This window comes from Streptomyces malaysiensis subsp. malaysiensis (genome assembly GCF_040653035.1).
In the GTDB taxonomy this organism is placed as follows: domain Bacteria; phylum Actinomycetota; class Actinomycetes; order Streptomycetales; family Streptomycetaceae; genus Streptomyces; species Streptomyces malaysiensis.
The window spans coordinates 188645-200612 of record NZ_JBEZNG010000003.1 but is presented as its reverse complement, the minus strand read 5'-3'; the positions used below and the strand labels follow the sequence as shown (position 1 = coordinate 200612).

12 protein-coding genes are annotated in these 11968 nt (G+C 73.9%); 3 read left to right on the top strand and 9 right to left on the bottom strand.

Annotated features, from left to right (window positions below; all coding sequences use genetic code 11):
* Positions 1-21: 21 nt before the first annotated feature.
* The 8 genes from AB0E24_RS08015 to AB0E24_RS07980 form a co-directional block, all read right to left on the bottom strand.
* On the bottom strand, positions 22-417 hold the full coding sequence (locus tag AB0E24_RS08015) for a BlaI/MecI/CopY family transcriptional regulator (RefSeq protein ID WP_079258096.1): 396 nt from the start codon (positions 415-417) through the stop codon (positions 22-24).
* Positions 418-628: 211 nt separating this feature from the next.
* On the bottom strand, positions 629-811 hold the full coding sequence (locus AB0E24_RS08010) for a hypothetical protein (RefSeq protein WP_069860868.1): 183 nt from the start codon (positions 809-811) through the stop codon (positions 629-631).
* Positions 812-930: 119 nt separating this feature from the next.
* Positions 931-1746, bottom strand: coding sequence for a hypothetical protein (locus AB0E24_RS08005; RefSeq protein WP_359375459.1), 816 nt, complete (start codon positions 1744-1746; stop codon positions 931-933).
* Between the two features lie 368 nt (positions 1747-2114).
* Positions 2115-2912, bottom strand: a complete 798-nt coding sequence (locus tag AB0E24_RS08000) for a type III pantothenate kinase (RefSeq protein WP_069860870.1) — start codon at positions 2910-2912, stop codon at positions 2115-2117.
* A 3-nt stretch (positions 2913-2915) separates the two neighbouring features.
* Positions 2916-3956, bottom strand: coding sequence for a carboxylating nicotinate-nucleotide diphosphorylase (nadC, locus tag AB0E24_RS07995; protein ID WP_069860871.1), 1041 nt, complete (start codon positions 3954-3956; stop codon positions 2916-2918).
* A complete protein-coding gene (locus AB0E24_RS07990) occupies positions 3953-5812 on the bottom strand; it encodes an L-aspartate oxidase (protein ID WP_359375456.1) in 1860 nt (619 codons plus the stop codon). The genes nadC and AB0E24_RS07990 overlap by 4 nt, the downstream gene beginning before the upstream one ends.
* A complete protein-coding gene (gene panC / locus AB0E24_RS07985; protein WP_359375454.1) occupies positions 5809-6780 on the bottom strand; it encodes a pantoate--beta-alanine ligase in 972 nt (323 codons plus the stop codon). Before panC ends, AB0E24_RS07990 begins: the two co-directional genes overlap by 4 nt.
* Positions 6777-7712 (bottom strand): Rossmann-like and DUF2520 domain-containing protein, encoded by a 936-nt coding sequence (locus AB0E24_RS07980; RefSeq protein ID WP_069860872.1) that lies wholly within the window; start codon positions 7710-7712, stop codon positions 6777-6779. Before AB0E24_RS07980 ends, panC begins: the two co-directional genes overlap by 4 nt.
* 147 nt (positions 7713-7859) lie before the next feature.
* Between AB0E24_RS07980 and AB0E24_RS07975 the strand changes: the two genes are divergently transcribed.
* The 3 genes from AB0E24_RS07975 to AB0E24_RS07965 all read left to right on the top strand — a co-directional run bounded on the left by AB0E24_RS07975 (position 7860) and on the right by AB0E24_RS07965 (position 11183).
* Entirely contained in the window at positions 7860-9203 is a 1344-nt protein-coding gene (locus AB0E24_RS07975) for a threonine aldolase family protein (RefSeq protein ID WP_359375452.1), read from the top strand.
* A gap of 306 nt (positions 9204-9509) precedes the next feature.
* On the top strand, positions 9510-10592 hold the full coding sequence (locus AB0E24_RS07970) for a DUF5937 family protein (RefSeq protein WP_359375450.1): 1083 nt from the start codon (positions 9510-9512) through the stop codon (positions 10590-10592).
* Positions 10593-10811: 219 nt separating this feature from the next.
* Positions 10812-11183 (top strand): ArsR/SmtB family transcription factor, encoded by a 372-nt coding sequence (locus tag AB0E24_RS07965; protein ID WP_102935041.1) that lies wholly within the window; start codon positions 10812-10814, stop codon positions 11181-11183.
* A 30-nt stretch (positions 11184-11213) separates the two neighbouring features.
* Here the strand turns inward: AB0E24_RS07965 and AB0E24_RS07960 are convergent, their stop codons facing one another.
* Positions 11214-11927 carry a response regulator transcription factor gene (locus tag AB0E24_RS07960; protein ID WP_069860877.1) on the bottom strand — a complete coding sequence of 238 codons (714 nt, stop codon included), beginning with the start codon at positions 11925-11927 and terminating at the stop codon, positions 11214-11216.
* Positions 11928-11968 lie beyond the last annotated feature (41 nt).

Sequence of the window (11968 nt, the reverse complement as noted above, 5' to 3'; positions counted from 1 at the left end):
CCCGGACGCTATCGCCCCGGGTCATCGCCCCGACTCACCGGGGCTCTCCCCCGACTCCCCCAGTTGTGCGACACGCATGGCATCCCGCAGTGCGTCGCGCTGCTCTTCGGACATCATCCCGAAGAACGCGACGAGAGCGGCCGCGGGGTTGTCACTGGTCGACCACGCTTCGTTCATCAGTGCGGCCGAGTAGGCGGCGCGTGTGGAGACCGCGGCATATCGATAGGCGCGGCCTTCCACCTCCCTGCGCAACCACCCCTTGTGATGGAGGTTGTCCATTACGGTCATGACCGTCGTGTAGGCGATCGAGCGTTCCCGCTGAAGGTCTTCCAGGACTTCCCGGACCGTGACCGGGCGGTTCCACTTCCACACCCGCGTCATGACCGCGTCTTCGAGATCTCCCAATGGCCGAGGCACACCGAGAATAATAGTGGGAGATGTCCCGAATGTCCGGAGGTCCACGGAGTTTGCTCGGGAAAAGCCACACGCCCCGGGACGCGATGCGTCCCGGGGCGTGTTGCGACCGTGGTGTGGCGCAAGGGCGGCGGCGCCCAAACGGGTCCGATGAACCCGATCGATCCGGGTGGCCCGATCGATCCGGGTGGCCCGATCGATCCGATCAGGCCGATCAGGACGGCTCGCGCTCCGGGGCCGGGCGTTCCGCCTCGGCGTGGGCCGCCAGCGCCGCGTCCACCGCGGCGTCCTCCTTGGCCTTGTTGGCGCCGCCCTGGCTCTTCACCATCGTCACGATGAGCGCGGTGAAGGCCACGGCCATCACAATGGGCGGGACCAGCGCGGAGACGTAATCCATGGCTCTCGGCCTCCTTTTGCTCGAGACCACCAGATTACGCGGCGCGCCGCGGCCTCCCGGAGCCGGGCACCGCTCCCGGGCGGGGCGGCCCCGGGCCAGGGGGGGCGCCGGGCCGCGGGTCAGGCGGAGCGGGCCCCGGTGCCGGGGTCGAGCCTCGAATCGTGCTCCGGGGGCGGCGTGGGGCGGCGGCGCTTGGGCGGGAAGACCTCCGCCGGCGTGGGCACCGGACGCCCCGGGCGTGGCGCCCGGCGGCCCGGCTCCCGGCGCTTGGGCTCCTCGCGGTCGCCGTGCTCGGGCGCCGGGGGCTTCTTGCGCGGCTCCCGCTTCGGCTCGTCGGCCTTCTGCACGGCCTCCCGCGCGGCCTCCTCCCCCTTCCGGACCGGCCCCCGCACGGCCGTCCGGGGGCCCGCCGAGACCCCGCCGGGCAGGGCGCGCAGCCGGGGCGCCACCGGGCGCGTACGCGGCTCCACGACGGCGCCGGAGCGCTCCGCCAGCCGGGCGCGCACGCCCCGCTCGGCAAGGCGCTCGCAGTGGTTCAGCAGCGCGCGCCGGCGCGTCGTCTCACCGCCGCCCGCGGCCGACCCGCACAGCGTGCGGAGCGCGGCCAGATCCTCGGCCAGCGGCTCGTAACCGGCCGCGAGGGCGCCCTGGAGCTGCTCGAGATAGCCGACGGCGGCACCGGGCAGAGCGGCGCGGTAGCGGGCGAGCTCGTCGAGCAGGAACGCTCGCAGCCGCCCGCCCTCGCGGACCGCTTCGTCCACCGCCTCGGCGAGCCGGAGACAGTCCTGGACCTCCTCCGCCCGGTCCGGGCCGAGGGGGCCGGCAGAGGGAGTGACGGGGTCGGGTTGGAGGGCGATGGCGAGGGCGCGTCGGAGCACACGCAGCTCATCCGCACTGAACGCCATTCCGCCGCGGGATCCATATGGCGTGGGCATGGGGCGACTTTAAGTGCTAAGCGGACAAATTTCGCTGAGCGCCGGACGGTGCGGCGCGTTGCGGACACCAAGCCGCCATACGGACGCAAAGCCGCCATACGGGGGAAGTGCCGGACGGGACCGCGCCGAGGCGGTCCCGTCCGGACCCGGCACCCGGGGGCGGACCGTCGCATCCGGGTGCCGGTGTACATGGTCGACGGCCCTTCCGCTTGTCAATACGGAATTCGAAGTGCCGTCATTCCCTTGACCGCCCCTCGCCCCAATGGCGAAGAGCGATCAGCGCCCCCGACGAATCCAGAGCGCGGGAATTCGTTTCGGAATGCCGTCAATGCGGTCGAGCACGCAGGTGAAGAGGTGATCGCCGGTGCTCAGCCGCGCGAGACGTTCCGCTCGTAGACCAGTCTGAGGCCGATCAGGGTCAGCCAGGGCTCATGCTCATCGATCACTGAGGATTCTCCTAGCACCATGGGCGCCAGCCCACCGGTGGCGATCACGGTGACGTCCTCCGGATCCTTGGCCAGCTCCCGCGCCATCCGGCGGACGATCCCGTCCACCTGCCCGGCGAATCCGTAGAGGATGCCGGACTGCATGGCCTCCACCGTGTTCTTCCCGATCACGCTGCGCGGACGGGCCAGCTCGATCTTGCGCAACTGCGCCCCGCGTACGCCCAGCGCCTCGACCGAGATCTCGATACCCGGCGCGATCACCCCGCCCACGTACTCACCGCGGGCGCTGACCGCGTCGAAGGTCGTCGCGGTGCCGAAGTCGACGACCACGCACGGGCCCTCGTACAGCTCGACGGCGGCCAGCGCGTTGATGATCCGGTCGGCGCCGACCTCCTTGGGGTTGTCCACCAGGATCGGCACACCGGTCTTCACGCCCGGCTCGACCAGGACGGACGGCACATCGCCGTAGTAGCGGCGGGTCACCTCGCGCAGCTCGTGGAGGACCGAGGGGACGGTGGAGCAGATGGAGATGCCCGCGATGCCGTCGCCCAGCTCCTCGCCGAGCAGCGGATGCATGCCCATCAGGCCCTGGAGCAGGACGGCGAGTTCATCGGCGGTGCGGCGGGCGTCGGTGGAGATCCGCCAGTGCTCGACGATCTCGTCCCCGTCGAAGAGGCCCAGCACGGTGTGGGTGTTCCCGACGTCGATGGTGAGGAGCATGGGTCAACTCACCTCGGCGCCGCGCAGGTCCAGGCCGATGTCCAGGATCGGGGAGGAGTGGGTGAGCGCGCCCACGGCCAGATAGTCGACGCCCGTCTCGGCGTACGTACGGGCGTTGGCGAGCGTCAGCCGCCCCGAGGACTCCAGCGCGGCGCGCCCGGCCACCAGCTCGACGGCCTCGCGGGTCCGCTCCGGGGTGAAGTTGTCCAGCAGGATGAGGTCCGCGCCCGCCGCCAGGACCGGCGGGATCTGGTCGAGGGTGTCGACCTCCACCTCGATCGGCACGTCGGGGAACTCGGCCCGCACCGCGCCGAACGCCTCCGCGACGCCGCCCGCCGCGATCACATGGTTGTCCTTGACCAGCGCCGCGTCCGAGAGCGACATCCGGTGGTTGGCCCCGCCGCCGCAGCGCACCGCGTACTTCTCCAGGGCGCGCAGCCCCGGAGTGGTCTTACGGGTGTCACGGACCTTGGTCCTCGTCCCCTCGAGGGCATCGGCCCACGCACGGGTCGCGGTCGCGATGCCGGAGAGCCGGCACAGGAGGTTGAGCGCGCTGCGCTCACCGGTGAGCAGGTCGCGGGTGCGGGTGCGGACGCTGAGCAGCTTCTGACCGGCCGCCACCCGGTCGCCGTCCTCGACATGCCGCTCGACCTCGAACTCGTCGGTGCAGACCACGGACAGGACCGCCTCGGCGATCCGCAGCCCCGCGACGGTGCCCGCCTCCCGGGCCGTGAAGTCGCCGGTGGCGAAGGCGTCCTCGGGGACGGTGGCCACGGTGGTGACGTCCACGCCCTGGTCGAGGTCCTCCTCGATGGCCATATGGGCGATGTCCTCGACCTGCACGGGGTCGAGTCCGGCGCCGGTCAGCAGCTCGGCCAGATCGGGGTCCAGACCGCACTCCATCGGGTCGAGCCCCATGCCGTCGGCGTCGTCACCGCCGCAGCCGCAGGCGTCGCCGCAGCCCGCCCCCTCACCGGGACCGCCGATCTGGAGCAGCGGCAGGGACACGGGTGGTTGACGGTCTTCGGAAGTGCTGCTGCTCACGGGCGGGACTCCGTCTCGGCTCTGGGGGTGGTCGGTGGGGGAAACGCTTCGGAGTCCGTGGAACGGACATCGAGGGCGCCGTCCGGGCGGAGGGTGACCAGGAGGTGGCGGCGCCAGACGGCGTCGTCCCGCTCGGGGCGGTCCTCGCGCCAGTGGCAGCCGCGGGTCTCCTCACGGCGGAGCGCGGCGGCGACCAGGACCCGGGCGACGAGATGGAGGTTGGTGGCCTCCCAGGTCTCCACCCCGGGCTCGGCCGTCTTGCCGTCCCGCCGCAGCTGCGCCGCGGCGTCGTCGTGGACGCGGTCCAGCCGGTCGGCGGCGCGGGCCAGGCTCTCGGCGGAGCGGAGGACTCCGGCGCCGTGGGTCATGATGTGCTGGATCTCGTAGCGGGCCTCCGAGGCGAGCAGGGGCGCGCCGGCGGGGGCCCCGAGGGCGTCGGGAGTGTCGGTGGCATCCGGGTCCGACGGCCCCGTCCGCTCGCCCGGCCCCTCGGTCCGCCCGGCGGCCCCGGCGGGCTCCGCCCCGGCGGCGATGCCCTCTGCGATGCCCTCTGTGACGCCCTCTGTGATGTCCTCCGCGATGCGCTCCGCGAAGACCAGGCCCTCCAGAAGGGAGTTGGAGGCCAGGCGGTTGGCGCCGTGGACGCCGGTGCAGGCGACCTCCCCGCAGGCGTAGAGACCGGGGACGGTGGTGCGCCCGCGCAGATCGGTGCGGACCCCGCCGCTCGCGTAGTGCGCGGCCGGGGCGACCGGGATGGGCTCGGTCACCGGGTCGATGCCGTGCGTACGGCAGGCGGCGAGGATGGTCGGGAAGCGGCGCTCCCACATCTCGGCCCCGAAGTGGCGGGCGTCCAGGTACATATGCTCGGCGCCGCGCTCCCGCATCCGCCGCATGATGCCCTTGGCGACGATGTCACGGGGCGCCAGCTCGGCCAGCTCGTGCTGTCCCCGCATGAAGCGCACCCCGTCGGCGTCCACGAGATGGGCGCCCTCGCCCCGCACCGCCTCCGAGACCAGCGGCTGCTGGCCCTCCGCCTCCGGGCCCAGCCACAGCACCGTGGGATGGAACTGCACAAACTCCAGATCGCTGACCTCGGCCCCGGCGCGCAGCGCGAGCGCCACCCCGTCGCCGGTGGAGACGGCGGGGTTGGTGGTGGCGGAGAAGATCTGGCCCATGCCGCCCGTGGCGAGGACGACCGCGCCCGCCCGTACCGCGCCCACGCCGTCCCGGCGGCCCTCGCCCATGACGTGCAGGGTGACCCCGGCCGTCCGGCCGGCGCCGTCCTTGAGGAGATCGAGCACCAGGGCGTTCTCCACGGTGTCGATACCGGCCGCGCGCACCGCCTCGACCAGGGCCCGGGAGATCTCCGCGCCGGTCGCGTCGCCGCCCGCGTGGGCGATCCGGCGGCGGTGGTGGCCGCCCTCGCGGGTCAGCAGGATCTCGCCCGTGTCGTCGTCGGCGTCGAAGCGGGCGCCGGTGGCGATGAGCCGGCGCACCGCGTCGGGCCCCTCGGTGACCAGCGTCCGCACCGCCCGCTCGTCACAGAGCCCGGCGCCGGCCACCAGGGTGTCGTCCAGATGCTGCTCGGGGGTGTCGCCCTCGCCGAGGGCGGCGGCTATGCCGCCCTGGGCCCAGCGCGTGGAGCCGTCGTCCAGGCGGGCCTTGGTGACCACCGTGACCCTGGCCCCGGCCGCGGCACAGCGCAGCGCCACGGTCAGCCCGGCGACCCCGGAGCCGACGACCACGACATCGGCCTCGATGGCCCAGCCGGGGGCGGGGGCGCGCAGGGCGGTGGCGGGGGTGGCGGCGCGCGGAGCGAGGGCGGCGGCCGACGGCCGCCCGGTCGGACGGCTCATCGGGCGGCTCCGATCCACAGGCGGATGTTGTCTATCAGGCGGGTGGCGCCGACCTTGGCGGCGACGGCCAGCACGGCCTCGCCGGTGTGCGCGTCGGAGACCTCGGTGAAGTCGGCGGGATCGACCAGGCCCAGATAGTCCAGGGCGAGCGGCGGTTCGAACCCCGCCGCCTCGTCGAGCACCGCACGCGCCGCGGACCGCACCGCGGCGGGCGACGCGACCCGTATGAGCTCGTGCTCCTCGGCGCCGACCGGGCCCTCCCCGGCCGCCAGCAGCCCCGCGTCACGCCCCGCGAACAGCGCCCGGGACAGGGCCAGCGCGGTGTCCCGCTCCTGGGCCGACAGATAGCGGTTACGGCTGGAGAGGGCGAGCCCGTCGCCCTCCCGGACGGTGGGGACGCCGACGATCTCGACCGGGAAGTCCAGATCGCGGGTCATCCGGCGGATCAGCGCCAGCTGCTGGGCGTCCTTCTCGCCGAAGAAGGCGACATCGGGGCGGGTGATGTGGAGCAGCTTGGCGACGACGGTGAGCATCCCGTCGAAGTGGCCGGGGCGCGAGGCGCCCTCATAGCGCTCGCCCATGGAGCCCGCCGTGATCCGGATATGCGGCTCACCGCCCGGATACACCTCCTCGGCGGACGGGGCGAAGACGATGTCCGCGCCCGCCTCGGCCGCCACCTTCAGGTCGGCGTCCAGGGTGCGCGGATAGCGGTCGAGGTCCTCGCCCGCGCCGAACTGCAAGGGATTGACGAAGACGGTGACGGTCACCAGGCCCTTGGCACCCACCCGGGCGCGGGCGGTGCGGATGAGCGAGGCGTGTCCGTCGTGCAGCGCGCCCATGGTCATCACGACGGCCGCCCGCCCCGGCACGGCGAAGTGGGCGAACGCCGCGTCCAGCTCCGGGCGATGGCGGAACAGCTCCACATCAGGCTCCCCGGGCAGCGCCTTGGTCCACAGCTTCGGGCTCATGCCTCGCCACCTCCCCGGCCGCGTGCGTCGGTGACGTCCGAGAGCACGCCCAGCAGGTCCTCCGCGAGCTCCGGCTTGAGCAGGCCGTGCGCGAGCGCCCGGTCCGCGGTCGTACGGGCCATGGCCAGATAGCCGGCGACGGCGTGCGGGGCGTGCCGCCGCAACTCGGCGACATGGGCGGCGACCGTGCCCGCGTCACCGCGCGCGACCGGGCCGGTCAGCGCGGCGTCGCCGCTGCGCAGCGCGTTGTCCAGCGCGGCGCCGAGGAGCGGGCCGAGCATCCGGTCGGGGGCCTCGACGCCGGACTCGCGCAGCAGCTCCATGGACTGGGCGACCAGCGTCATGAGGTGGTTGGCGCCGATGGCGAGGGCCGCGTGGTAGAGCGGACGGGACTCCTCCGCGATCCACTCGGGCTCCCCGCCCATCTCGATGACCAGCGCCTCGGCCGCCAGCCGCAGCTCCTCGGGGGCGGTGACGCCGAACGAGCAGCCGGCCAGCCGCTGGACGTCCACCGGGGTGCCGGTGAAGGTCATGACGGGGTGCAGCGCGAGCGGCAGCGCACCGGCCCGCAGCGCTGGCTCCAGCACGCCGACGCCATAGCGGCCTGAGGTGTGCACCAGCAGCTGCCCGGGGCGCACCGCGCCGGTTTCGGCGAGGCCGCCGATCAGCTCGGGCAGCGCGTCGTCGGGGACGGTGAGCAGCACCAGCTCGGCCCGCGCCAGCACCTCCGAGGGCGGGACGATCGGGACTTCGGGGAGCAGGGCGGCGGCCCGGCGCACGGAGGCGTCGGAGACACCGGAGGCGGCGACCGGACGGTGCCCGGCCAGCCGGAGGGAGGCGGCGAGGGCGGGGCCGACACGGCCCGCGCCGACGACCCCGACCGTGAGCCGGGCAGGGCGGTCCCGAGGCTCGGGGAGTGGTTGAGCATTCACGCGACAGCGGCCTTCCGTTCCAGTCCTCAGGGGGTACCGGACGATTCCCCGCCATGCTACGCGAGTGGTTCCGGGGGGTTTGGCCGCACGCCCGGGCCTGTGGACAACTCTGTGGTCCGAAGGACAGCCGTGCGACATGATCTGCCCATGAAGGACGAGGCAGGCGAGGCGGACGAGACGGGCGGCACGGGCGGCACGGGCGGCGAGGCGGACGAGGCGGACGGGGCGTCAGCCGCGGCGGACGACACGGCGGACGACACCGAGGCGGCGGCGCGAGCCCGCCGCCTCGCGGCCTGGCACGGCTCGGAGCGGACGCTGGCGCACGGGCCCGCGGAGGGCCGGATCGCCGAGCGGCTGGCCGCCCTCACGGCCGCCCTTACAACCGGCACCACGACTGCGACCGGCACCACGACCGGCACCACGGCCGACGCCCCGCCGTACGGCGGGGACGGCTGGGTGGACGTCTACGGGGACGGCATCGTCGAGGAGCTGGAGCGGCGGGTCGCCGGGCTGCTCGGCATGGAGGCCGCGGCGTTCTTCCCCACCGGCACCATGGCCCAGCAGATCGCGCTGCGCTGCTGGGCGGGGCGCACCGGCGATCCGGTGGTGGCGGTCCATCCGCTGGCCCATCTGGAAGTGCATGAGCGGGACGCGTATGTGACGGTGAGCGGACTGCGCGCGGTGCGTCCGACGGGCGAGCCGCGGCCGCCCACCGCCGAGGAGATCCGCGGCGTCGACGAGCCGTTCGGCACGCTCGCCCTCGAACTCCCGCTGCGCGACGCCGGATTCGTCCTGCCCACGTGGGAGGAGCTGGTCGAGGTGGTGGAGGCGGCCCGGGAGCGGGACGCGGTGGTGCACTTCGACGGGGCGCGGCTGTGGGAGTGCACGGTCCACTTCGGCCGGGAGCTGCCGGAGATCGCCGCGCTGGCGGACTCCGTCTATGTGTCCTTCTACAAGTCGCTCGGCGGCATCTCGGGAGCGGCACTGGCCGGGCCGGAGACCCTGGTGGCGGAGGCCAGGGCGTGGCGCCACCGGTACGGCGGCCAGCTCTTCCAGCAGTGGCCGACGGCGCTGGCCGCGCTGGACGGCCTGGACCGCGAGCTGCCGAGGCTCCCGTCATACGTGGCACACGCGCGGGTGGTGGCCGAGGCGCTGCGGAAGGCGTTCACGGCCGCGGGGGTGGGGTGGTCCCGGGTGCATCCCGAGGTGCCGCACACCCACCAGTTCCAGGTGTGGCTGCCGTATCCGGCCGCGGTGCTGGACGAGGCGGGGGTGCGGCTGGCGGAGGAGACCCGGACGACGCTGTTCCGTCGCTGGCGGGAGCCGGGGCCGCCCGGTCTGGCCATGACGGAGGTGACGGTCGCCTCACCCGCACTGGAATGGACGGCCGACGACGTCACGGCCGCGGTCGGCGCCTTCCTCGCAACGGTCCGGGAGCTCATGAACGGGGACGGCGGACCGGCGCCGCAGGGCGGCCAGGCCCTCCCGTAGCGCCCTTATAGCGCGCAGAGCGTCCGTAAGGCGGCCATGGCGACCGCGGCGGCGGCCCTGGCGACCGGCCACCGCGGCCCGGACGTCGCGGTGCTCCCGCAGTTCCCGGAGGGTGCGCCAGTCGTGCCGGCCCGGTGCGGGCGGGGCGGATTCACCGCGCCGGGCGGCCCGGTACAGGTCGAGTACGTACTGCTCGGTGAGGGACATGGCTCGACGGTCCGCCCGGCCCCAGGCTCCGGTCACGCCGTTTGACGATGGACGTCAAACGAGGGCGGCGCGGGTGACGGGCTCCCGCACCATGGGCTCATGGCCAATGTCATCGACATCGCCGGGCTGCCGTCCGAGCGCATCGTCTTCAGCCCGTCCCCGCTCGCCGAGCTGGGCGCGGCGCTGCATGTGCTGTCCGAGCCCGCCCACCACCCCGGGCTGCACGGCTGGGCCACCGCCACCGCCTCCGGGCTGAAACCGGATCTCGCGGACCGGCTCTGCGAGGCGGACTTCCTGTGGCGCTCCGCCCGCTCCGATCTGCTGCTCCCGGCCGTCCCCGGGGCGACGCTCGCGGAGGAACTGGACGCGCTGGACCGGATCGACGACGAGACGTTCGTGGCGGCCGCCTTCGAGATCGCCTGCTCCACCTCGTACTCCCGGCAGACCCCCTCGCCGCTGGTCGACGCGGGCGAACGGGCCCGGGTCCGCGAGATGGCGGCCGCCCGGGGGCCGCGGCAGGCGGCCTTCACCGACCGCATGCTGGAGGACCCGGACGGGCTGCGGGTGTGGTTGCGGCGGCTGCTGGAGGACTGCGACCGGGCGTTCTTCGCCGACACCTGGCGGCGGGTGCGCATCCAGCTGGCCGCCGACGCCCGTCACAAGGCCGAGCTGCTGCACCACAAGGGGCTCGCGGAGGCGCTGGTGGCGGCCTCCGCCGCGCTGTCGCTGTCGGAGGACGGGGGCAGCATCGTCGTCGACAAGCTGGCGGGCGGCCGTACGAGGGCGTACGGCGACGGCATCACCTTCATCCCGACCACCTTCGGCTGGCCGCATCTCATCGTCGTGCACGCCCCCGGCTGGCGCCCGGTGATCCAGTACCCGGTGGCCACCCCCGAGCTCCCGCCGCCCGCCGCCCTGGAGCTCGTCCAGTGCCGCCTGGAGGCCCTGGCCCACCCGATGCGGATGCGGCTGTGCCGCACCCTGGCCCGCGGTCCGCACACCACCGGTGAGCTCTCCGAGTCGTACGGCATCACGCCCCCGGAGGTCTCCCGCCATATCGCCGTGCTGAAGAAGGCCGGTCTGCTCACCACCCGCCGCCGCGGCCGCTATGTGCTGCACCAGCTCGACCTGGCGTCGGTGGCCCGGCTGGGCAGCGACTTCCTGGAGGGCGTTCTGCGCTGAGCGGATCGGCGGAAGTCGGCTGCGGTTCGGTGGCGCCCCGAAGGGGCGCGGGGCCGTGTCGATCTGCGGCTCCGCCGCGCGGGCGCGACCAGCCACGACGGCGCCGCAGACGATCGACGGCAGGTCGCGGCACTTCCAGCTAAGCGCTTAGCTCCGCCTAAGATGCTCAACCGAGCGCGAACGGAGCCGGGGCCATGAGCGCCGAGGAGCGGAGCAGCGATGAGCGACCGAAGCCACCGGACCGCACCCGAGCACACCCACCCCGACGATGTGGCCGTGCGGACCGCGCTCGCGGCGCTCGCCGACCCCGTACGGCTCCAGCTGGTCCGCGAGCTGGCCGCGGCGGCCGACTGGGAGCACGCCTGCGGCACCTTCGACGTGCCCGTGGGCAAGGCGGCCCTCAGCCACCACTTCTCGGTGCTGCGCGCGGCCGGGCTGATCGAGCAGCGCGACATGGGCCCCAGGCGGGTCAGCCGGCTGCGCCGCCCCGAGTTCGACCGGCGCTTCCCCGGACTGCTCGACCTGGTGCTGCGCGAGCGGCAGGACGGGGGCGAGGACGGGCGGCAGGGCGAGCGTCCGCCGAAGCGGTAAGGCGGCCGTGTCGACCGTAAGGACGCCGCCTCAGCGAGCCGATCCGGCCGATCCGGCCGGCCCCGCCGGACCCCCGGCCCGCACCAGCCCCGTCTCGTAGGCCATCACCACCACCTGCACCCGGTCCCGCAGCTCCAGCTTGGTGAGGATGCGCCCCACATGGGTCTTCACGGTGGCCTCGGACAGCACCAGCCGCGCCGCGATCTCACCGTTCGACAGCCCCTGCGCGACCAGCAGCACCACCTCGCGCTCCCGGTCGGTGAGCCGCTCCAGCCCCGGACGGGCCCGGCCCCCGGAGCCACCGGCCCCGCCGCCCGGCAGCATCGGCGCGAACCGGTCCAGCAGCCGGCGCGTCGTACTGGGCGCGACCACCGCGTCACCGCTGTGCACCGCGCGGATCGCCGCGAGCAGCTCACCCGGCGGCACATCCTTGAGCATGAAGCCGGCCGCCCCGGCCTTCAGCGCCGAGAAGGCGTATTCGTCCAGGTCGAAGGTGGTCAGGATGATGACCTTCGGCGCGTCCTCGCGTTCACATATCCGCCGGGTCGCCTCCACCCCGTCGAGTTTGGGCATCCGGACGTCCATGAGGATGACGTCGATCGCCGTGGAGCGCACCGCCGCCAGCGCCTCCACCCCATCGCCCGCCTCGGCGACGACCTCCATATCGGGCTGGGCCGCGAGCACCATCCGGAAGCCGGTGCGCAGCAGCACTTGGTCATCGACGAGCATGACGCGGATCGACATCCGGACGGGTCCCTTCCCTCTGGCCTGACGGCCGGCTCCCT